19 protein-coding genes are annotated in these 20,416 nt (G+C 72.9%); 10 read left to right on the top strand and 9 right to left on the bottom strand.

From position 1 onward, the window contains the following. Window positions 1-8 precede the first annotated feature (8 nt). A complete protein-coding gene (locus OOK34_RS12700) occupies window positions 9-1,217 on the top strand; it encodes an ABC transporter permease (RefSeq protein WP_267036722.1) in 1,209 nt (402 codons plus the stop codon). A gap of 77 nt (window positions 1,218-1,294) precedes the next feature. Here the strand turns inward: OOK34_RS12700 and OOK34_RS12695 are convergent, their stop codons facing one another. Next, window positions 1,295-2,299, bottom strand: coding sequence for a pirin family protein (locus tag OOK34_RS12695; RefSeq protein ID WP_267033958.1), 1,005 nt, complete (start codon window positions 2,297-2,299; stop codon window positions 1,295-1,297). A gap of 189 nt (window positions 2,300-2,488) precedes the next feature. Between OOK34_RS12695 and OOK34_RS12690 the strand changes: the two genes are divergently transcribed. After that, window positions 2,489-2,971 carry a hypothetical protein gene (locus tag OOK34_RS12690; protein ID WP_267033957.1) on the top strand — a complete coding sequence of 161 codons (483 nt, stop codon included), beginning with the start codon at window positions 2,489-2,491 and terminating at the stop codon, window positions 2,969-2,971. 33 nt (window positions 2,972-3,004) lie between these two features. Here the strand turns inward: OOK34_RS12690 and OOK34_RS12685 are convergent, their stop codons facing one another. Further along, window positions 3,005-3,466 carry an SseB family protein gene (locus tag OOK34_RS12685; protein ID WP_267033956.1) on the bottom strand — a complete coding sequence of 154 codons (462 nt, stop codon included), beginning with the start codon at window positions 3,464-3,466 and terminating at the stop codon, window positions 3,005-3,007. A 176-nt stretch (window positions 3,467-3,642) separates the two neighbouring features. Here OOK34_RS12685 and OOK34_RS12680 point away from each other — a divergent pair, with 176 nt between their 5' ends. The 3 genes from OOK34_RS12680 (at window position 3,643) to OOK34_RS12670 (ending at window position 7,758) form a co-directional block, all read left to right on the top strand. Beyond that, window positions 3,643-5,469: an acyl-CoA dehydrogenase gene (locus OOK34_RS12680; RefSeq protein WP_267036721.1), complete on the top strand. Its 1,827-nt coding sequence runs from the start codon at window positions 3,643-3,645 to the stop codon at window positions 5,467-5,469. Window positions 5,470-5,629: 160 nt separating this feature from the next. Further along, complete coding sequence (locus OOK34_RS12675) at window positions 5,630-6,364, top strand: hypothetical protein (protein WP_267033955.1); 735 nt, start codon at window positions 5,630-5,632, stop codon at window positions 6,362-6,364. Window positions 6,365-6,465: 101 nt separating this feature from the next. Further along, the gene (locus OOK34_RS12670) at window positions 6,466-7,758 is read left to right on the top strand and encodes a M18 family aminopeptidase (protein ID WP_267033954.1); all 1,293 of its coding nucleotides are present in this window, start codon (window positions 6,466-6,468) and stop codon (window positions 7,756-7,758) included. Window positions 7,759-7,792: 34 nt separating this feature from the next. Here OOK34_RS12670 and OOK34_RS12665 read toward each other — a convergent pair whose 3' ends face one another. After that, window positions 7,793-9,613, bottom strand: a complete 1,821-nt coding sequence (locus OOK34_RS12665) for an NHL domain-containing thioredoxin family protein (protein ID WP_267033953.1) — start codon at window positions 9,611-9,613, stop codon at window positions 7,793-7,795. A gap of 101 nt (window positions 9,614-9,714) precedes the next feature. Here OOK34_RS12665 and OOK34_RS12660 point away from each other — a divergent pair, with 101 nt between their 5' ends. Then, window positions 9,715-10,269 carry a Uma2 family endonuclease gene (locus OOK34_RS12660; protein ID WP_267033952.1) on the top strand — a complete coding sequence of 185 codons (555 nt, stop codon included), beginning with the start codon at window positions 9,715-9,717 and terminating at the stop codon, window positions 10,267-10,269. Here OOK34_RS12660 and OOK34_RS12655 read toward each other — a convergent pair. After that, complete coding sequence (locus tag OOK34_RS12655) at window positions 10,266-11,081, bottom strand: hypothetical protein (protein WP_267033951.1); 816 nt, start codon at window positions 11,079-11,081, stop codon at window positions 10,266-10,268. The genes OOK34_RS12660 and OOK34_RS12655 overlap by 4 nt on opposite strands. A gap of 32 nt (window positions 11,082-11,113) precedes the next feature. On the opposite strand from OOK34_RS12655, the gene OOK34_RS12650 reads away from it, so the two are divergent. Continuing rightward, window positions 11,114-11,629 (top strand): LURP-one-related/scramblase family protein, encoded by a 516-nt coding sequence (locus OOK34_RS12650; protein ID WP_267033950.1) that lies wholly within the window; start codon window positions 11,114-11,116, stop codon window positions 11,627-11,629. Window positions 11,630-11,698: 69 nt separating this feature from the next. Next, entirely contained in the window at window positions 11,699-12,922 is a 1,224-nt protein-coding gene (locus tag OOK34_RS12645; protein ID WP_267033949.1) for a cytochrome P450, read from the top strand. Window positions 12,923-13,055: 133 nt separating this feature from the next. Here OOK34_RS12645 and OOK34_RS12640 read toward each other — a convergent pair whose 3' ends face one another. Further along, a complete protein-coding gene (locus OOK34_RS12640) occupies window positions 13,056-13,853 on the bottom strand; it encodes a carbon-nitrogen family hydrolase (RefSeq protein WP_267033948.1) in 798 nt (265 codons plus the stop codon). A 137-nt stretch (window positions 13,854-13,990) separates the two neighbouring features. Between OOK34_RS12640 and OOK34_RS12635 the strand changes: the two genes are divergently transcribed. Further along, complete coding sequence (locus tag OOK34_RS12635) at window positions 13,991-14,818, top strand: maleylpyruvate isomerase family mycothiol-dependent enzyme (RefSeq protein ID WP_267033947.1); 828 nt, start codon at window positions 13,991-13,993, stop codon at window positions 14,816-14,818. A 19-nt stretch (window positions 14,819-14,837) separates the two neighbouring features. On the opposite strand, the gene OOK34_RS12630 is transcribed toward OOK34_RS12635, so the two are convergent. Then, window positions 14,838-16,199, bottom strand: a complete 1,362-nt coding sequence (locus OOK34_RS12630) for a nitrate/nitrite transporter (RefSeq protein ID WP_267033946.1) — start codon at window positions 16,197-16,199, stop codon at window positions 14,838-14,840. Beyond that, on the bottom strand, window positions 16,196-16,846 hold the full coding sequence (locus OOK34_RS12625; protein ID WP_267033945.1) for a GntR family transcriptional regulator: 651 nt from the start codon (window positions 16,844-16,846) through the stop codon (window positions 16,196-16,198). The genes OOK34_RS12630 and OOK34_RS12625 overlap by 4 nt, the downstream gene beginning before the upstream one ends. Window positions 16,847-16,991: 145 nt before the next feature. On the opposite strand from OOK34_RS12625, the gene OOK34_RS12620 reads away from it, so the two are divergent. Next, window positions 16,992-18,185, top strand: a complete 1,194-nt coding sequence (locus OOK34_RS12620; RefSeq protein ID WP_267033944.1) for a DUF418 domain-containing protein — start codon at window positions 16,992-16,994, stop codon at window positions 18,183-18,185. On the opposite strand, the gene OOK34_RS12615 is transcribed toward OOK34_RS12620, so the two are convergent. After that, entirely contained in the window at window positions 18,160-18,489 is a 330-nt protein-coding gene (locus tag OOK34_RS12615) for a hypothetical protein (RefSeq protein ID WP_267033943.1), read from the bottom strand. The genes OOK34_RS12620 and OOK34_RS12615 overlap by 26 nt on opposite strands. 31 nt (window positions 18,490-18,520) lie before the next feature. Next, entirely contained in the window at window positions 18,521-20,410 is a 1,890-nt protein-coding gene (locus tag OOK34_RS12610; RefSeq protein ID WP_267033942.1) for a C1 family peptidase, read from the bottom strand. Window positions 20,411-20,416: the final 6 nt, after the last annotated feature.

The raw sequence follows: 20,416 nt of genomic DNA, 5'->3' as shown, positions 1-20,416 counted from the left end.
CCTCACGCCTGTCCCCGCGCGACCTGCTCTCCGAGGCGCTGGCCGGGGTGCTCCAGCGGCCCGCCCGCTCGGCGCTCACCGGGCTCGGCACGGTGCTGGGGGTCGGCACCTTCGTGGCCGTCCTCGGGCTCACCGCGACCGCGTCCTCCCAGATCGACACCCGTTTCAACGCCCTGACCGCCACCGAGGTCGGCGTCGAGGACACGGCCGGCGGCGGGGACGCGCTGCGCGCCCGGGAGGTGCCGATCGCCTTCCCCCGCGATGCCGATGCCCGCGCGGGCGCCCTCAACGGGGTGCGCGCGGCGGGGGTGTTCTGGCCGGTGCCGCTGCACGGGGCCGCCGTACGGTCGGCCCCGGTCGCGGGGGCCGGCGGCGGCGAGCAGATCCCGGTGGTCGCCGCCTCCCCGGGGATGCTGCGCGCGGCCGGGCTGACGCTCGGCTCCGGGCGGGGCTTCGACGCCTTCCACGACGGCCGCGCCGAGCAGGTGGCGGTCGTCGGCTCGGCGATGGCGGCCCGCCTGGGCATCACCACGCTGGAGAGCCGCCCGGCGGTGTTCATCGGCGACCGGCCGTTCACCGTGATCGGGATCGCGACGGGCGCGGACCGGCGGGCGGACCTGCTGCTGTCGGTGGTGGTACCGAGGGCGACGGCCGAGAAGCTGTGGGGGCCGCCGGACCCGGGGCAGCGGGCCCGGATGCTGGCGGTGACCGAACTGGGCGCGGCCCGCCAGGTGGCCCGGGAACTGCCCCTCGCGCTGCGCCCCGACCACCCGGACTGGCTCACGCCGGTACCGCCGCCGGATCCGCGGTCGCTGCGGGCGGGGGTGACCTCCGACCTGGACCAGCTGTTCCTGCTGCTGGCGGCGATCTGCCTGGTCATCGGGGCGGTGGGGATCGCCAACACCACGCTGGTGGCGGTGCTGGAGCGGACCGGGGAGATCGGCCTGCGCCGGGCGCTGGGGGCGCGCGGGCGCCACATCACGGCCCAGTTCCTGGCCGAGTCCGCCGCGCAGGGGGCGGTGGGCGGGCTGGTGGGCACCACGCTCGGCACCCTGACCGTGGTCGGGGTGTCCGCCCTGCGCGACTGGACCCCGGTGATGTCGCCGGCCGTCGTCGCCGTGGCGCCGCTGATCGGACTGGTCACCGGGGTCGTGGCCGGGCTGTACCCGGCGTGGCGGGCCTCCCGGACGGAGCCGGCGGAGGCCCTCCGCCGCTAGCGGGCCCCGCTAGGGGGCGTCCGCCGAAACGGCACCCGGGCCCGCCCAGGCCCGGAAGAGGCCTGCCCCGAGGGGCCTCAGGCCGTCTCCTCCGGGTCGACCGCGCCCGCGCCGCGGTGGCCCAGACCGGTCCGGGCGGTGGTGGGGATCCGGCCCAGCCGGCCCGCCTGGAAGTCGTCGAAGGCCTGCTGGAGTTCCTGCCGGGTGTTCATGACGAACGGCCCGTAGTGCGCCATCGGCTCCTGGATCGGCCGGCCGCCGAGCAGGACGATCTCCAGGTCCGGGGTGTTGGAGTCCTGGGACTCGTCCGCCCGCACCGTGAGGGAGCCGCCCTCGCCGAAGACGGCCGTCTGCCCGGTGTGGATCGGCCTGCGGTCGGTGCCGACCGATCCGCGCCCGGCCAGTACGTACGCGAGGGCGTTGAAGTCCTCGCGCCACGGCAGGGTGATCTGCGCTCCGGGGGTGACGGTGGCGTGGATCATCGTGATCGGGGTGTGGGTGATGCCCGGGCCCTCGTGTCCGTCCAGCTCGCCGGCGATGACGCGCAGCAGCGCGCCGCCGTCGGGGGTGGTGAGCAGCCGGACCTTGCCGCCGCCGATGTCCTGGTAGCGCGGGGGCATCATCTTGTCGGAGGCCGGGAGGTTCACCCACAGCTGGAGGCCGTGGAAGAGCCCGCCGCTGACGACGAGGGCCTCCGGCGGGGCCTCGATGTGCAGGAGGCCCGAACCGGCGGTCATCCACTGGGTGTCACCGTCGTTGATGACGCCGCCGCCGCCGTTGCTGTCCTGGTGGACGAAGGTTCCGTCGATCAGGTAGGTGACCGTCTCGAAGCCGCGGTGCGGGTGCCAGGGGGTGCCCTTCGGCTCGCCCGGCGCGTACTCCACCTCGCCCATCTGGTCCATCATGATGAACGGGTCGAGGTACTGGTAGTTGATCCCGGCGAACGCCCGGCGTACCGGGAAGCCCTCGCCCTCGAATCCCCCCGGAGCCGTGGTCACGGCGAGCACCTTGCGGGCGGCGGCCGTCTCGGGCTCGGCCACGCGCGGAAGGGTCAACGGGTTCTCAACAGTCACTGCGGGCATGGTCAGGACCTCCTTCTGCTTCGAGTTTAGTTGAATCTCGAACTTCCTGCCACCCGCACAGAACAGCGCACCCGCCCGGGGCATTCCCGGACGGGTGCGCGCAGCGGCGACAGCCCCGCGACCAGGGAGATCCCGCCAAATGTCCTTACGTATGACAACCGAAGAGCCCGCGGCCCGGTCTTCCCGGACATGGAGACCCCTACGACCGAGCCGACCGAGCCGACCGAGCCGACCGAGCAGACCGAGCCGCCCGAGGCGACCGAGCCGCCCGGCCCCGCCACCCGATCCCGGTGGAGCCCACCCGCCCCGCTGCTCGCCCTCGGGCAGGCCGCCACCCTGGCCGCCGTGATCGGGGCCGTCGGCTACGCCGTCCACCGCTGGGCGGCCACCGGCCTGCCGATGTCACCGCTGCCGGGCTCGCCCTGGCCCTTCATCGCCGCCTGGACCGCCTTGACGTTCCTCGCCGGCCTGCTGCTGGTGTGGGCGACGACCGGGGTCGACTTCGACGGCCGCTGGCAGCTGATCCTGTTCCCCGCGATCGCCGGCATCCGGGTGTCGCTGGCCCACCGCCCGGACCCCGCGCTCGTGTACGCGTACGGGCTGGCGGCCCTGGCGGTGGCGGCGGCGGGCATCGCCGTGTGGCGCCGCCGGAGGTTCGCCGTCCGGCGCTGACCAGCGGATCGGCCGCCCGCGCGGCAACGGCTCCTAGCCGTACATGCGGCGCATCGCGAAGTCGACCATCTGCTCGACGGCCTTCGCGTCGAAGACCATCCGGTGGTCGCCCTCCATGTCGAGGACGAAGCCGTACCCGGTCGGCAGCAGGTCGATCACCTCGGCGCCGGTGATCACGAAGTACTTGGACTCCTTGCCGGCGTACCGGCGGAGCTCCTTGAGCGTGGTGAACATCGGGATGACCGGCTGCTGCGTGTTGTGCAGGGCCAGGAACCCCGGGGTCTCGCCGCGCGGGCAGTAGACCTTCGACGTCGCGAAGATCTGCTGGAAGTCCTCGGCGGACAGCGACCCGGTGGTGAAGGCCCGCACCGCGTCGGCGAGCGACGGCGGCGAGGGCTCGGGGTACAGCGGCTGCTCGGCGTACCCGCCGGCCATCTGCTGCGGGGCGGCGTACTGCTGCTGCCCTGCGCTCACGTTCTGGTCGTAGCCGTACATGGACCGAACCCTACCGAGCGGCCCCCGCCCCCAGGCACCCTCCAGCGATTCCGGCTTGACGCTGGTCACAGTGGCCAGCGAAGGGTTGATTCTTATTACCGGTGGGTAGCATCATGAGGTTACCGATTGGTATGTACGAGGAACCTGTCTCCCCGAGCCTTAACGGAGCCGTCGCCATGGGGCACTACAAGTCGAATCTCCGCGACATCGAGTTCAACCTCTTCGAGGTACTCGGCCGCGACAAGCTGTACGGCACCGGTCCCTTCGAGGAGATGGACACCGAGACCGCCAAGAGCGTCCTCTCCGAGCTGACCCGCCTCGCCGAGAACGAGCTGGCCGAGTCCTTCACGGACGCCGACCGCAACCCGCCGGTCTTCGACCCGGCCACCAACACCGCGCCGGTCCCGGCCTCCTTCAAGAAGAGCTACGAAGCCTTCATGGACTCGGAGTACTGGCGCCTGGGCCTGCCCGAGGAGATCGGCGGCACCACCTCGCCCCGCTCCCTGATCTGGGCGTACGCGGAGCTGCTGCTCGGCTCGAACCCGGCCATCTGGATGTACTCCTCCGGCCCGGCCTTCGCCGGCATCCTCCACGAGGAGGGCAACGAGGCCCAGAAGAAGATCGCCCAGATCGCGGTCGAGAAGCGCTGGGGCTCCACCATGGTCCTGACCGAGCCCGACGCGGGCTCGGACGTCGGCGCCGGCCGCACCAAGGCCGTGCAGCAGGCGGACGGCTCCTGGCACATCGAGGGCGTGAAGCGCTTCATCACCTCCGGTGAGCACGACATGGAGGAGAACATCCTCCACTACGTCCTCGCCCGCCCCGAGGGCCACGGCCCCGGCACCAAGGGCCTGTCCCTCTTCCTCGTCCCGAAGTTCCACTTCGACTGGGAGACCGGCGAGCTGGGCGAGCGCAACGGCGTCTACGCCACCAACGTCGAGCACAAGATGGGCCTCAAGGCCTCCAACACGTGCGAGATGACCTTCGGCGACCAGCACCCCGCCAAGGGCTGGCTGATCGGCGACAAGCACGACGGCATCCGCCAGATGTTCATGATCATCGAGTTCGCGCGCATGATGGTCGGCACGAAGGCCATCGCCACCCTCTCCACCGGCTACCTCAACGCGCTGGAGTACGCCAAGGAGCGCGTGCAGGGCCCGGACCTGGCGAACTTCATGGACAAGACCGCGCCCAAGGTCACCATCACGCACCACCCCGACGTGCGCCGCTCGCTCATGACGCAGAAGGCCTACGCCGAGGGCATGCGCGCCCTCGTCCTGTACACCGCCTCCGTCCAGGACTCGATCCAGGTCAAGCAGGCCGCCGGCGAGGACGCCTCCGCCGAGATCGGCCTCAACGACCTGCTCCTGCCGATCGTCAAGGGCTACGGCTCGGAGAAGTCCTACGAGCAGCTCGCCCAGTCCCTGCAGACCTTCGGTGGCTCCGGCTACCTGCAGGAGTACCCGATCGAGCAGTACATCCGCGACGCCAAGATCGACACCCTCTACGAGGGCACCACGGCCATCCAGGGCCAGGACTACTTCTTCCGGAAGATCGTCCGCGACCAGGGTGCTTCGCTGAACGTCCTCTCCGAGACGATCAAGAAGTTCCTCGCCGAGGGCCCCGGCGGCGAGGACCTCGCCCCCGCCCGCGACGCCCTCGCCAAGGCCGCCGTCGACCTCGAGGGCATCGTCGGCCAGATGATCGTCGACCTCACCGCCACCGGCGAGGACGTCAAGAACATCTACAAGGTCGGCCAGAACACCACCCGCCTGCTGATGGCCTCCGGTGACGTGGTCGTCGGCTACCTGCTGCTCAAGGGCGCGGCCGTGGCCGCCGAGAAGCTCGCCACCGCCTCCGCGAAGGACGTCCCCTTCTACACCGGCAAGATCGCCGCCGCGAAGTTCTTCGCCGGCCAGGTCCTGCCGGGCGTCTCGGTCCAGCGCGCGCTGGCCGAGGCCGTCGACAACTCCCTCATGGAGCTCGACGAGGCCGCCTTCTAAGGCAGCCCCCCTCCACGTACGCGGTGTACGTACGCACCAGTGGCCGGACCCCTCCTGTCGAGGGTCCGGCCGCTGGTGTACCGGCCTCCGGTGCGTGGTGTACCGGCCGCCCTACCGGCGGGTTCTCCCGTTGTCGGCGGTTCGTGGGACGCTCGTAGACATGAGTCCACAGGAGCAGCACAGCAGCAGGGGGTATTCCGTCCCCACCGGGAGGCCGTACGCCCTCAAGGAGCTGCAGGCGAACGTGGGCGCGCTCGGCGACCGGATCAAGGACCTCTACGACGGCGCCCACCCCGCCGAGTACGACCCCGTGGCCGACGCCCTGTACGTGGCCTTCCAGACGGCCGCCGGCCTCGCCCCCGCCAAGAGCTACACCGGCTGCCCCGAGCACCCCAACGGCGCCCTCGACCCCGAGGCGCCCGAGGGCTGGGGCCGCTGCCTCATCTGCAACGACCGGCGTCGCCTCGGCCGGCGCCTCCAGGGCGGCCGGGCGGCCGGCCCCGCCCCCGCGGGCGAGCAGCGGCGCCTGGGCTACCCCGTCCCCGAGCCCCCGTACAGCCTCGACGTGCTGCGCCACTTCCTGCGCGTCATCGACGAACAGCGCTTCCACCTCACGCTCGGCTCACCCGACCAGGACTTCGTCCGCATCGCGGACGACCTCCACCGGGCCTTCATCGTGGCCCGGGAGCTGTCGCGGCCGCGCAACGCGTCGGGATGCTCCGAGCACCCCGGCGCGCCGATCGACCCCGATGCTCCTCCGGGCGAGGCCTGTATCTTCTGCGCCGGACGCAAAAGACGCGCGCAGCGCCCCGCGCAGACCCCCGAGATGCTCCCCCGCATCCGCCGGGGCGAGCGCAGACAGCTGCAGCGCAGATTCGAGCGTCCGCCGGGCTGAAAACGAAGGGAACACGGGGCAAACCACCCGCGATCCCGGACCTTTGGGCTATCCGCCGCAGTCCGGCCATGGCGAACACGACCGTCGTTAAGGTGAACCACATGAGCTCTCCCGCCCGCTTCGACCGCGGCCACACCGACGATCTGATGACCTTCCTGACGGCCAGTCCGTCGCCGTACCACGCCGTGGCCAATGCGGCCGAGCGGCTGGAAAAGGCAGGCTTCAGGCAGTTGTCGGAATCGGACGCCTGGGACTCGGGCACGGGAGGCCGATTCGTCCTCCGCGGCGGCGCGCTCATCGCCTGGTACGTGCCCGAGGGCGCGGCCGCGCACACCCCCTTCCGGATCATCGGCGCGCACACCGACTCCCCCAACCTGCGGGTGAAGCCGGTACCGGACACGGGCTCGCAGGGCTGGCGGCAGGTCGCCGTGGAGATTTACGGCGGCACCTTGCTCAACACCTGGCTGGACCGGGACCTGGGCCTGGCCGGGCGGCTGACCCTGCGCGACGGCACCGAGCGCCTGGTGAACGTGGACCGCGCGCTGCTGCGCGTACCCCAACTCGCCGTGCACCTCGACCGGTCGGTCAACACCGACGGCCTCAAGCTCGACAAGCAGCGGCACATGCAGCCGATCTGGGGGCTGGGCGAGGCGCGCGAGGGCGACCTGATCGCCTTCCTCGAGGAGGAAGAGGGCCTTCCGCAGGGCTCGGTGGCCGGCTGGGACCTGATGGTCCACTCGATCGAGCCGCCCGCCTACCTGGGCCGTGACCGCGAGCTGCTGGCCGGCCCGCGCATGGACAACCTGCTGTCGGTGCACGCCGGTGTCGCGGCCCTCGCCGCGGTCTCCGCCTCCGACGGGCTGGACCACATCCCGGTGCTGGCGGCCTTCGACCACGAGGAGAACGGCTCCCAGTCGGACACCGGCGCGGACGGCCCGCTGCTGGGCAACGTGCTGGAACGTTCAGTCTTCGCGCGCGGCGGTTCGTACGAGGACCGGGCGCGGGCCTTCGCGGCCACCATCTGCCTCTCCTCGGACACCGGGCACGCCGTGCACCCGAACTACTCCGAGCGGCACGACCCCTCGCACCACCCGCACGCCAACGGCGGCCCGATCCTGAAGGTCAACGTCAACCAGCGCTACGCCACCGACGGCAGCGGCCGCGCGGTGTTCGCGGCCGCCTGCGAGCGGGCCGGGGTGCCGTGGCAGACCTTCGTCTCCAACAACTCCATGCCGTGCGGCACCACGATCGGCCCGATCACCGCCGCCCGCCACGGAATCCAGACGGTGGACATCGGCGTCGCGATCCTCTCGATGCACTCCGCCCGCGAACTGTGCGGCGCCGACGACCCGTTCCTCCTCGCCAACGCCCTGCTGGCCTTCCTGGAGGGCTGAGCCCCCCAGGAAGCCCGCGTCCGTCAGGCCTCCGTCAGGCGTCCATCCCGGCGAGGACGAGGGGCAGCCGGGCTGCGCCCCCCTCGGTCACCCGGACCGGAACCCCCCAGTCCTGCTGGTGGACATGGCAGGCCGGGTACTCGTTGGAAGGGTCGTCGTCGCAGGACGCGGCCATCGCCGAGACGTGCAGCACCCCTTCGGTGACGTCGGGGTTCAGCACCAGGTCCCGGAACAGGTCGGTCCCGGCCCCCTCCCCCTCCGCCAGCAGCCCCGGCGGGGTCGAGGAGACCAGCAGCCGGGTCGACGGCCCGTAGCGGGTGTCCAGCTTCTGGCCGGCCGGGGCCTGGAAGACCACGTCGAGGCGGAGCGTGCCGGGGGCGACCTCGGTGGCCGCCCGCTGGGTGCGGTGGGCGACCGCGTCGACCCGTACGGCCTCCTCCGGCAGCCGCAGCCGGGTCAGCCGGTGCCGGGCGGACTCCACCACCACGATGTCCTCGCCCACCAGCACGGCGTCGCTCGGCTCGCGCAGGTCGGTGGCGAGGGTGGTGACCTGGCCGGTGGCGGGGTCGTAGCGGCGCAGCGCGTGGTTGTACGTGTCGCAGACCGCGACCGAGCCGTCGGGCAGGGCGGTGACGCCGAGGGGGTGCTGGAGCAGGGCCTGCCCCGCGTCCCCGTCCCGGTGCCCGAAGTCGAACAGCCCGCTCCCGACGGCGGAGGTGACCACGTACCCGTCGGGGGTGTCCGCCACGTACCGCAGGGCGCTGGTCTCCGAGTCGGCGATCCACAGCCGGTCCCCGGCGGCCTCGAGCCCGGACGGCTGCGCGAACCAGGCCTCGGCGACGGGCCCGTCGACGAGCCCCTCGTTGGTCGTCCCGGCGGCGACCGCGACGGTCCCCGCGGCCGGGTCCCAGGTCCACAGCTGGTGCACCCCGGCCATGGCGATCCACACCCGGCCCTGCCACCAGGCGACGTCCCAGGGCGAGGACAGGTCCACCTCGAGCGCCGGCCCGGAGGTCGGGGACCCCTGCCACCACTGCCGCCCGGTCCCGGCGACGGTCTCCACGGCCCCGGTGGCGGGGTCGTACGTACGCAGCGCGTGGTTGACGGTGTCGGCGACGACGACCCTCCCATCGGGCAGTAGCGCCAGCCCCTGCGGCTCGCTGAAGGCGTCCGGCCCGAAGCCGCGCTCCCCGCTGCCGATGCGGCGTACGACGCTCTCCCCGTCCGGGGCCAGCTCCACCAGCTGGTGCCGCGTCGAATCCGACACCAGCAGGTTCCCGGAGGGCAGCGCGAGCGCCTTCCCGGGGAAGCGCAGGTCGGTCGCGACCGGCTCGGGCGCCACGTAGGGCCCGTCCCCGCGCCGCAGGGTCCCCTTGGCCTCGTGCTCGGCCTCCAGCTCCTCGACGAGCCGCGCGATGGCGTGCGCGTGCCCCTCACCGGCGTGCTGGGCGACGACGTACCCCTCGGGGTCGATCACCACGAGCGTGGGCCAGGCCCGCACGGCGTACTGCTTCCAGGTCACCAGCTCGGGATCGTCCAGCACGGGGTGGTGCACCTCGTACCGCTCGACGGCATCGACCACGGCCGTGTGATCGGCCTCGTGGACGAACTTCGGCGAGTGCACCCCGATGATCACCACGGTGTCCCGGTGCTTCTCCTCCAGCTCCCGCAGCTCATCGAGGACGTGCAGGCAGTTAATGCAGCAAAACGTCCAAAAATCCAAGATCGTGATGCGTCCCCGCAGGTCAGCGAGGGTGAGTTCCTTACCTCCGGTATTGAGCCAGCCACCCTTGCCGATCAGCTCGGGAGCACGGACACGGGCACGTCGGCGGGGCGCGGGCGCGGCAGAATTCATGCCCCAAGGGTGCCACTCCGAGTGAGGTGCACCCGCAGGGGTGACGACGCCCTCGGGCATGAATGGGAGTCTGGCCACACGCGATGAAAGAGGCGTCCGCAATGGCCATCCCTCAGGACTACAGCCAGGGCATCGACCCCGAGCGTGCGCTGAAGTACGGCGTCCAGCGAGTCCGCAGTGAGCGTGCCGAGCTGGTCGAAGGGGTCATCGAGGACGCCGGCGCGGACTGGGACCATGAGCACGCCCGGCACGAGCTGCGCACGCAGCTCTCAGAGGTGGTCGACGTGCTCGGCTGCCTCATGGGCTCCGGCGACCTCGACCTGCCCGGATCGCTGAACTGGTACGTCCCGGACATCGCGGTGGTCCCCGAGGAGCTTGCCAGGGACGCGGGCTCCCTCGTCCCCGATCAGACGCTGCTGATCGTCGAGGTGACCTCCGAGTCCAACGCCGAGACCGACCGGGTCGTCAAGCGGAAGCGGTACGCCGAGTACGGGGCTCCGCTGTACCTCCTCGTCGACCGGCTGGACAAGACCGTCACGCTCTTCGCCGGGCCCGGGCGGCTCGGGTACACGCAGGTCGACGGGCCGCACCCGTTCGGGACGCCGGTGCGGCTGCCGGAGCCGTTCGGGATCGATCTCGACACCAGCGAGCTCTAGCGGGCAAGGGTGAACGAGCGCAGCGAGCTGATCAGGGCCGTCACGAAGGACTCCCGGGCAGGCTCCGGAAGGAGGTCCAGGGAGAGGTACGGGTTCAGGTCCTCCAGCTCGACCAGCAGCAGCTCCCCGGACGGGGCCCGGCAGGCGTCCACGCGCTGGATGCCGTGGTCGAGGGTGTTCCAGTCGACGAAGCGGCGCGCGAAGGCCAGGTCCTCGGGGGTCGGCTCGTAGGGGGTGAGCTCCCAGCGGCGCGCGGGGTCCGGGGCGTACAGGGCGTACTGGAAGGCGTCGTCGACGAAGTAGAAGGACACCTCGTACGCGAAGTCGATCCGCGGCTGGATGAGGATCTCCCCCGCCGGGCCGGACGGGGTGGCCGTGAACGTGAGGCCGATGGAGTCGGCGCCCTGCTTCGGCTTGACCGCGTACGTGTCCGCCGCGGGCAGGAGGTGGAGGTCCGCCGGGTCGTCGACCGTGGGAATCACCGGGAGCCCGGCCGCCGTGAGGTCGAGGAGGTACTGCTTCCCGGCCATGTCGCCGCGGCCGGTGAGCGGGTTGTAGACCGGGGTCCCGGCGGCGAGCGCGGCCGCGCGGAAGGCGTCGTACGCCTGCTGGTGGTGCAGGACGGGGCCGCTGTTGCGCACGACCACCGCGTCGAAGCCCGGCATCAGGGACTGCGCGTCCAGCGGGTGGCACAGGGCGATCCGGAAGTGCTCGCGCAGCCGGGCGGTGAGGAATATGTCCTCGTCGCCGTAGCGGCGGCCGCGTGCGGGGTAGGCCAGGTCGGTCACGTAGAGCAGACGCGTGGTGGGCATGGGGGAAACCTATCGCGGGCAACGATCAGGGCATGAAATACCTCGTTCGGGACAAACTGCTGGCCATTGGGGACGACTATTGGATCGAGGACGAGGACGGCCGGCACGCCTTCCTCGTCGACGGGAAGGCGCTGCGCTTCCGCGACACCCTGGAGCTCGAGGACCCCGACGGGCGGGTTCTGATCACCCTGCGGGAGCGGCTGTTCGGCTTCCGCGACGCGATGACCCTGGAGCGGGACGGCGTACGGCTCGCGGTGATCCGCCGCAAACGGCTCTCGCTGCTGCGCAACCACTTCCGGGTCACCATGGCCGAGGGCACCGAGCTGGACGTCAGCGGACGGATCCTGGACCGCGAGTTCAAGGTCGAGTACGAGGGCGAGCTGCTCGCGCTGATCTCCCGCCAGTGGTACCGGATCCGCGAGACGTACGCCGTCGACGTGGTCCGGGAGGACGCGGACGCGGCGCTGCTGCTCGCGGTCGCCGTGTGCGTGATCCGGATGGCCGAAAAGGAGCGGGAGGACGCGGGCGGCGGGAACTCCGGGGGCTGAGCGCCGGGTTCCGGGGGGACGCTCCGGGCCACGGGGGCCACCCGGCCACCCGGCCACCAGGAGGCGCCCATGTACGAGCTGCTGACCCCGGAGTTCTTCCGCGACCCGTACCCCGTCTACGCGCGGATGCGGGAGCGGGACCCGGTGTACTTCCACGAGCCGCTGAACGCCTGGCTGCTGAGCCGGTACGAGGACGTCGACTTCCTGCTGCGCGACCGGCGCACCTCCGCCGACCGGATCGGTCCGCTGCTCGCCGAGGCCCCCGAGGGCTTCAAGGCCGAGGCCGAGCTGCTCGGCCGCTTCCTCGGCGACTGGATGATCTTCGCGGACGCCCCGGAGCACACCCGGCTGCGCGCCCTGATGACCCGCACCTTCTCCGCCCGGGCCGTCTCGGGGCTGCGCGACTTCACCGCGCGGACCTGCGACGAGCTGCTGGACGAGGCCGCCGCGCGGGGGGAGTTCGACCTGATCGGGGAGGTGGCGATGGCGCTGCCGCTCCGGGTCATCGGGCAGATCCTCGGCGTACGGGAGGGAGATCTGGCCGACTTCAAGCGCTGGTCCACGGACCTGATGGCCGTCCCGATGATGAGCGGGGAGCCGGAGCAGCGGTACGCGGGCGCGGTCGCCGCCGTGCGCTGCCTGGAGGGGCTGTGCGGGGAACTGATCGCCGAGCGGCGGGCCCGGCCGGGCGCGTTCGCCGACCTGCTGGCGCACCTGGTCGCCGCCGAGGTGGACGGGCAGTCGCTGACCGACGCGGAGCTGGTGTCGTGCTGCGCCCTGCTGGTGATCGCCGGGCACGAGACCACCGCGTGCGCCATCGGCAACGCGGTGCTCGCGCTGCTGGAGCACCCCGGGCAGCTGGCGGCGCTGCGGGCCGATCCGGCGCGGCGGGTGGGGCCGGCCTTCGAGGAGGCGCTGCGCTGGAACAGCCTGTCGGGGTGGATGGGCCGGATCACCACCGCCGAACTGGCGGTGCGGGGGCGGGTGATACCGGAGGGCAGCCTGGTCTTCGGGCTGACCGGGTCCGCGAACCGCGACGAGCGGGCGTACGAGCACCCCGAGCGCTTCGACATCGGCCGGCCGGTGGCCGCGACCCGGCGCCACCTCACCTTCGGGCACGGGCTGCACATGTGCCTGGGCGCTGCGCTGGCCCGGATGGAGGCGGGGGTGTGCCTGGAGCGGCTGCTGACCCGGATGCCGGGGCTGCGGCTCGCCGTCCCGGCGGCGGGGGTGGACTGGCTCCAGGGCCTCGCCCTGCGCGGGCCGGCGGCGCTGCCGGTCAGCGCGGGCTGACGCCCGGGGCGGAGCTCAGCCACATCCAGCCTCGCCGGCGATTGAGGCGCGGGGTCTGGGGCGGAGCCCCAGGTCCCGGCGGAGCCGGGCTTCGCCGGCATCGGCCGGCGCCCGACACGGCTCGGCGAGGCCCCTACGGCCGGATCGGGGGGCGGAGGCCCAGGACTCGGTCCTTCAGGGCCGGGAACTGGGCCCGGGTCTCCGCGACCTTCGCCGGGTCCAGATCCACCGTCAGGACGGCCTCGCCCGGGCCCGCCTCCGCCAGTACCTCGCCCCACGGGTCGACCACCAGGCTGTGCCCGGCCTGCTCGACGCCCGCGTGCGTACCGGCCGTCGCGCAGGCCAGTACGTACGCCTGGTCCTCCACGGCCCGCGCCCGGTTCAGCAGGGTCCAGTGCTCCCGCCGCCTGGCCGGCCAGCCCGCGGCGACGACCATCGTCGTGGCGCCCGCGTCGACGAGTCCGCGGAACAGCTCGGGGAAGCGCAGGTCGTAGCAGGTGGCGATGCCGAGGGTCTGCTCCGGCAGGGTCACCGTGGTCAGGGAGTCCCCCGGGGACATCAGCACCGCCTCGCCCTGGTCGAAGCCGAAGCGGTGGATCTTGCGGTAGGTCGCGGCGAGCTCGCCCGCCGGGGACAGCACGAGGGCGGTGTTGTAGAGCGAGCCGTCGCCCGCGCGCTCCACGACCGAGCCGGCGTGCAGCCAGACCCCGGCGTCGCTCGCCGCCTTGGACATGGCCTCGTACGTCGGGCCGTCCAGCGGCTCGGCCTCGGTCTCGAACTGCTCGTAGGCGAAGGCACCCACGGTCCACAGTTCGGGGAGCACGACGAGATCGGAGTCGCTCTGCTCCCGTACGAGTTCGGCGGCCCTCGACCGCCTGGAAGCCACCGACTCCCCGTCGTTCACCGCGATTTGGATCAGCGAGGCGCGCACAGTACCACCGTCCTGCCATATCTGCCGTCAGCTCAGGCCTACGATCGTCACACGAAAGCACTGCCGGGGCGCTCACCGGCAGCGTAGTTTTGGGCATAGTCCACAACGCGCCACTGAACAGCACGCGAGGGGTCCCGTTGACCGTCCATCCCAGCCTCCAGCCCTATGCCGACGCGTGGACGCATTCCATCGAGGCGATAACCGAGCTGGTCCTCCCGCTGCCCGAGAGCGAGTGGAACCGGCCGACCCCGTGCCCCGGATGGTCCGTCCGCGACATCGTCTCGCACCTCATCGGCCTGGAGTGCGAGCAGCTCGGAGACCCGCGGCCGATCCACACGCTGCCGCGCGACCTGCGGCACGTGGTGGACGAGTTCACCCGGTACATGGAGGTGCAGGTTGACGTCCGCCGGCACCACACCGCGCCCGAGATGACCTCCGAGCTGGAGTACACCGTCATCCGCCGCCAGCGTCAGCTGCGCAACGAGAAGCGGGATCCGGCCACGACGATGGTGCGCGGGCCGCTCGGCGACCAGGTGACGCTGGAGTTCGCGCTGCGGCTGCGGGCGTTCGACACGTGGATCCACGAGCAGGACCTGCGGACGGCCCTCGGCGTGCCCGGGAACTGGGATTCGCCGGGCGCGCTCGTGGCGCGGGACATCCTGCTGGCCGGGCTGCCGAAGGTGGTCGCGAAGGGCGCGGGCGCGCCGCCGAACTCGGCGGTGGTGCTGGACGTGCACGGTCCGGTGGAGTTCCTGCGGATCGTACGGGTGGACGCGGCGGGCCGGGCCACCCTCGACACGACCCCCTCGCTGGGCCCGGCCGTGACGCTGGCCATGGACTGGGAGACGTACGTACGGCTCGCCGCGGGCCGGGTCCGGCCGCACGCGGTCGCCGACCGGGTGAAGAAGGACGGCGACCTCGCGCTGGCCGACGCGATCCTGGGCGCCTTCGCGGTCACCCCGTAGATCGCGTAGGTCCCTCTCCTCAGACGCCGGCCGGGCTGGGGTTGTCGGCGGGGCCCGGCTGGGCCGGGGCCACCGCCGGCGCCGTGGCCCGGTCCCGTTCGCGGGACAGGGCTCGGCCCCGCAGCCGCAGGATCTGGGCCACGCCGAGGGCCTCCAGGACGAACACCGACGAGAAGGCGATCCGGTAGTCGTCCCCGGTGGCGTCGAGCAGGACGCCCACCGCCAGCAGGGTGGTCATCGAGGCGAGGAACCCGCCCATGTTGGTGATCCCGGACGCGGTGCCCTGGCGCTCGGCCGGGTTCGCCGGCCGGGCGAAGTCGAAGCCGATCATCGAGGCCGGTCCGCAGGTGCCGAGGACCACGCACAGGGTGACCAGCAGCGGCATCGGCGCCCGGTCGCCCGGGTAGACGAGGACGGCGGCCCACAGTGCGGCGGTGATCCCCACCGTGCCCAGGGCGAGCGGGATGCGCGCGGACGGGCGGCGGCCGATGATCTGCCCGTAGACCAGCCCGAAGCCCATGTTGGAGGCGACCACCAGGGTCAGCAGCCCGCCCGCGGTGGTCCGCGCCAGCCCCTGCGCCTCGACCAGGAACGGCATGCCCCACAGCAGCAGGAAGACCATCGCCGGGAACTGCGTGGTGAAGTGCACCCACAGCCCGAGCCGGGTGCCGGGCTCCCGCCAGGAGTCGGCGATCCGGCTGCGGACGAAACCGCCCCCGCCCCGGGCGACGGGCGCGGGCTCCTGCCCCTCGGGGTGGTCCCGCAGGAACAGCACCAGCGGCACCAGCACCACCAGCCCGGCCACGGCGCTGCCCGCGAAGGCCGGCACCCAGCCGAGCCCGTGCAGGACGGGCGCCAGCACCAGGGTGGAGACCAGGTTGCCGGCCATCCCCACCAGCCCGGCCAGCTGCGCCATCAGCGGCGCGCGCCGGGCGGGGAACCAGCGGGTGCCGAGCCGCAGCACGGAGATGAAGGTCATCGCGTCGCCGCAGCCCAGCAGGGCGCGCGCGGCCAGCGCCATCCCGTACGACGGCGAGAGCGCGAAGCCGATCTGCCCGGCGGTGAAGAGGACGGCGCCCAGCGTCAGCACCTTCTTGGTGCCGAGCCGGTCCACCATCAGGCCGACGGGTATCTGCATGCCCGCGTAGACCAGCAGCTGGAGCAGGGAGAAGGTGGACAGCGCCGACGCGTTCACGTGGAAGCGGTCGGCGGCCTCCAGCCCGGCCACGCCCAGGCTGGTACGGAAGATCACGGCGACGAAGTAGACGGCGACGCCGATGCACCAGACGGCGACGGCCCGGCGCCCGCCCTGGGGGTCCTCCGGGACCCGGTCCGGGACCCGGTCCGTGGGCCGGTCCGCGCCGCCCGAGCGGCGGCTCACCGGCCCGTCCCCCGCACCAGGGCCTCGACCCGCCCGATGTGCCCGCGCACGGCCGCGGCGGCGGCCTCCCGGTCCCCGGCGCGCAGCGCGTCCAGGATCTCGGTGTGCTCGGCGAGGGTGCGCTCCACCCGGTCGGGGTGGCCGTGCAGCAAGGCCACGCCCATCCGCAGCTGCCGGTCGCGGAGCTGGTCGTAGAGCCGGCTGAGGATCTCGTTGCCGGCGTTGCGGACGATCTCGGCGTGGAAGCACCGGTCGGCGGTCGTCATCGCGGCGAGGTCGCCCTGGGCCGCGTACCGCCGCAGTTCCTCCAGCAGCTCGGTGAGCCGCTCCAGCAGCGCGGGCGGGGCCGGCACGGCCCTGCGTACGGTGAACTCCTCGACCAGCAGCCGGGTCTCGACCACGTCGGCGATCTCCTGCGCGGAGACCGGCAGCACCAGCGCGCCCTTCTTCGGGTACAGCCTCAGCAGGCCCTCGGTCTCCAGCCGCAGCAGGGCCTCGCGGACCGGGGTGCGGGAGACCCCGACGGCCTCGGCCAGCTCGCCCTCGGTGAGGAGGATCCCGCCCTCGTAGCGGCGGTCCAGTACGCCCTGCTTGACGTGCTGGTAGACGCGGTCGGCGGCGGTGGCGGCACGGGTGGCGGACGGCATGCGCACAGGATAGATACGTGACAGTTGCACGGGTTTTCCTGTCCGCGATGTGGACGGCGCCCGCTCCCCCCTGCATCGAAGGATGTACTGCCGCTTCGTCCGGCGGCAGGACGTACCGGGCCCGGCCGCCCGCGACGCTGAGGACATGGCCGACACCCTCCTCACCGCCCGGGCGGACCGGACCGCGTCCCGGCTGCCCCTGCTCGACGTCCTGCGCGGCGCCGCCATCCTCGGCACGCTCATGACCAACGTCTGGGTCTTCGCCTCGCCCGGCTCCGAATGGAGCGTCCTCCAGGGCGGCCTGGACCTGCCCGACCCGGTCCGGGACCCCTCGGCCGCGAACATCGCCGAGGCCCTCTTCCGCTTCCTCGCCGACGGCAAGTTCCTGGCCCTGCTGACGGTCCTCTTCGGGGTGGGCCTGGCCATCCAGTACGACTCCGCCGCGCGCCGCGGCGAGCCCTGGCCGGGCCGGTACCCGCGCCGCGCCGCGTTCCTCTTCCTCGAGGGCACCGTCCACTTCCTCCTGGTCTTCGCCTGGGACGTGCTGATGGGGTACGCCGTCACCGCGCTCCTCGTCGCCCGGCTGCTGGCCCGCTCCGCGAAGGTCCGCCGCCGGGCGATGTGGGCGGCCGCCTCCCTGCACCTGACCCTGATCGCCCTGGTGACCCTGGGCTCCGTCACCGGCGGGGGCGCCGGCCCCGGGGCGCCCGACACCGGCGCCGTCGACCTGTACGCCCACGGCAGCTGGCCCGCGCAGGTCTCCTTCCGCCTCGACCACGCCCTGGCGCTGCGCATCGAACCCGTCTTCTCCTTCGGGCTGCTGGTGTTCCTCTTCCTCCTCGGTGTCCGCCTGCACCGGGCGGGCGCCTTCACCCCGACCGCCGCCGGGCGCCGGATCCGGGCCCGGATGGCCGCCTGGGGCCTCGGCCTCGGGCTGCCGCTGAACGCGGCGACCACGCTCGCGGGCTCCGACTTCTTCGTCCTGGGCCGCTACGGCGCCGCCCCGCTCGTCGCCGTCGGCTACATCGGCCTGACCGGCATCGCCCTGGACCGGCTGCGCCTGCCCGCCGCCGTCACCGGCGCCCTCGCCGCCGTCGGCCGCACCGCCCTGTCCTGCTACGTCGCCCAGAACCTGCTCTGCATGCTGCTCTGCTACGGGATCGGGCTCGGGCTCGCCGAGCGGTTCGCCGGGTCCGGGCCGTGGTGGGTGATGGGCCTGTGGGCGGGGGTCGGCCTCGTCCTGGCGGCCGGATCGCGGCTGTGGCTGCGCCGCTTCGACCGGGGCCCGCTGGAAGCCGTACAGCACTGGGCGCTCACGCCCCGGCGGCTCCGCCGCTGACGTCGACCTCCAGGATCAGCTCGTCGTACGGGGCCTCCTGCGGGTACGGGGGCCGGATCTGCGCGAAGCGGATCCGGGCCCGGGCCCCGGGGCGGCCGCCCCGGACGGCGTACGCCCGCTCCACGTCGGCGCCGGGCAGCGGCGGCCCCGCCGGCCCGCCGGGCGGGGGGTCGCAGACCGCGACCGAGACGGCGTCCTCGTCGCCCGTCACCTGCCAGGTCCACACGTAGCCGCGCGCCCCCCGGCCGGGCAGCCGCAGGGTGTACGACTCACCGGGCCCGATCGCGATCCTGCGTACCTCCACGCACTGCCTCCCTCACCTCACGCGGGGCCTCTCACGCCGGGCCGATCACCGCCCCCTCGTGCCAGCCCGTACCGTCGCGCCAGTAGTGCTGGAGCAGGCGGTCGGTGCGCAGAACGAGGACTTCCAGGTTGAACCCGAAGCTGCCCTGGAGCATCCCGGTGACGGTGAGCGCGTCGTGCCCGAAGACCGCGCTGCGGCTCCAGGGCGCGCCGGCCGCGTTCCCCCGCCACCAGTGCTCGACGCTGCCGTCGGCGGCGGCCACGCACAGCTCGTAGTTCCCGGCGGTGTCCTCGTCGGCGGCCCCGTACTGCCCCTCGATCAGGCAGGGCGCGGAGGTGATGCCGCTGCCGAAGACCTCCCCGGGGCGCCAGACGAAGCCGTTCGGGTCGTCGCGCCACCACAGCTGCATCCGGCCGTCGGTGCGGGCGGCGACCAGGTCGAGGGTGCGGGAGCGGGTCTGCACCAGGGCGGGGCCGTAGTGCGCGATGCCGGAGGCGAAGCGGCCGCCGTCGTTCCAGGTCCAGGGGGCGCCGTTGATCCGCCACCAGTGGTTGAGGCGGCCGTCGGCGGTGCGGACCACCACCTCGAAGTTGCCCGGCTTGCCGTAGTCGCTCTGGATGAACGCCGGGGTCGAGCCGATGGCCGCGTCACCGGGGCCGAAGGCGCCGCCGTCGCGCCAGACGCCGCCGGACTGCTCGTAGTACCAGTGGCGCAGCCGGCCGCCCGTGGTGACGTGCAGGGACTCCATGTTGCGGTTGTAGGTGCTGCCGGTGAAGGCGGGCTGCCCCGAGGCGTCGGTGGCGAAGGTCCGGGCGCGGGACCAGGCGAAGGGGGCATCGCCCTCGCGCCACCAGTGCTGGAGCCGCCCGCCGCCCGCGGTCGCCGCCATCTCGAAGTTGCGGTGGGCGCGGCCGTTGCCGCTCTCGTAGACGCTGCCCGTGTGCAGGCGGCGCTTGGACCAGGGGTCGATGTTGGTGCCGCGCAGGCCGCACTTGGCCCAGTAGTCGATGTTGACCTCGCCGTAGGCGATCCGGCCGTAGCCGCCGACGTGGTAGCCGGGCCCCCAGGAGTTCTTGAACAGCCAGCAGCCGGCCGCGTCGTCGTAGCCGGTGACCAGCACGCAGTGGCCGCCGGCGATCCGGTCGCTGGTGCGGTGGTAGACGCCGGAGCCGAGCCCGAAGAAGTCGTCGTAGACGTCGAAGCAGGCGGTGAGCGGGCCGACCGTGTCCAGCCACACCTTCTGCTGCTCGACGTCGCCGAGGCGTACGGGGTCGGTGATCCGGACGGTCCGGCCCGAGCGGTCCCAGCTGGGCGTGTACTCGGCGCGCCAGGCGCCCTGCCGCTCGGCCGGCAGGCCGGGGGGCGGGGTGCTGTACGGCCAGCAGTCCGGGTCGGCGAGGCCGCCGTTCGTCCGGATCCAGTCCAGCGCGGTCTCCGGGTCGCCGCCCTGCCCGCAGGTGGACTTCAGCCCGTCGTGGACGTCCCCCTCGGAGCGCTCGGCCCATACGTCGTGCTCGATCCGGGCCATCGACTCCACCAGCCCGGCCGCCCCGAAGGCCCAGCAGGAGCCGCAGGGGTTCTGGTCCTTGACCTTGGTCAGCCAGGGCCAGCCCCAGCGGTTGCGCCAGTCCACGGCGGCCGGGCGGACCGCCGCGCCCTTGGCGTCGGTACCCGGCAGCAGCCCGTGCGCGGCGCGGCGGCGGGTCAGGTGCGGGTTGCCGCTCTCCCGCCCGACGAGCGCCCTCAGGTCGACGGCCCCCGCCTCCGCGGCGGGCGTCAGGTTCACCCCCGGCTCCAGCCCGAGCGAGGGCCGCGGCACGGGATCCGCGTCCGCCAGGTGCTCGCTGACGGACCACCGCGCCCCGTGCTCCACGAGCTGCGCCCGCAGCTCCCCCACCGTCTGGACAGACTCCTCCGGCATCCCGGC

This window comes from Streptomyces sp. NBC_00091, from assembly GCF_026343185.1.
Classification (GTDB): Bacteria; Actinomycetota; Actinomycetes; order Streptomycetales; family Streptomycetaceae; genus Streptomyces.
The sequence above is the reverse complement of the archived record's forward strand: the minus strand, read 5'-3'. Positions and strand labels throughout refer to the sequence as shown.

Coding starts and splice junctions, on each gene's coding strand:
- OOK34_RS12695 (WP_267033958.1), bottom strand. CDS start 2,299: ATGCCCGCAGTGACTGTTGAGAACCCGTTGACCCTTCCGCGCGTGGCC.
- OOK34_RS12690 (WP_267033957.1), top strand. CDS start 2,489: ATGGAGACCCCTACGACCGAGCCGACCGAGCCGACCGAGCCGACCGAG.
- OOK34_RS12685 (WP_267033956.1), bottom strand. CDS start 3,466: ATGTACGGCTACGACCAGAACGTGAGCGCAGGGCAGCAGCAGTACGCC.
- OOK34_RS12680 (WP_267036721.1), top strand. CDS start 3,643: ATGGGGCACTACAAGTCGAATCTCCGCGACATCGAGTTCAACCTCTTC.
- OOK34_RS12675 (WP_267033955.1), top strand. CDS start 5,630: ATGAGTCCACAGGAGCAGCACAGCAGCAGGGGGTATTCCGTCCCCACC.
- OOK34_RS12670 (WP_267033954.1), top strand. CDS start 6,466: ATGAGCTCTCCCGCCCGCTTCGACCGCGGCCACACCGACGATCTGATG.
- OOK34_RS12665 (WP_267033953.1), bottom strand. CDS start 9,613: ATGAATTCTGCCGCGCCCGCGCCCCGCCGACGTGCCCGTGTCCGTGCT.
- OOK34_RS12660 (WP_267033952.1), top strand. CDS start 9,715: ATGGCCATCCCTCAGGACTACAGCCAGGGCATCGACCCCGAGCGTGCG.
- OOK34_RS12655 (WP_267033951.1), bottom strand. CDS start 11,081: ATGCCCACCACGCGTCTGCTCTACGTGACCGACCTGGCCTACCCCGCA.
- OOK34_RS12650 (WP_267033950.1), top strand. CDS start 11,114: ATGAAATACCTCGTTCGGGACAAACTGCTGGCCATTGGGGACGACTAT.
- OOK34_RS12645 (WP_267033949.1), top strand. CDS start 11,699: ATGTACGAGCTGCTGACCCCGGAGTTCTTCCGCGACCCGTACCCCGTC.
- OOK34_RS12625 (WP_267033945.1), bottom strand. CDS start 16,846: ATGCCGTCCGCCACCCGTGCCGCCACCGCCGCCGACCGCGTCTACCAG.
- OOK34_RS12620 (WP_267033944.1), top strand. CDS start 16,992: ATGGCCGACACCCTCCTCACCGCCCGGGCGGACCGGACCGCGTCCCGG.
- OOK34_RS12610 (WP_267033942.1), bottom strand. CDS start 20,410: ATGCCGGAGGAGTCTGTCCAGACGGTGGGGGAGCTGCGGGCGCAGCTC.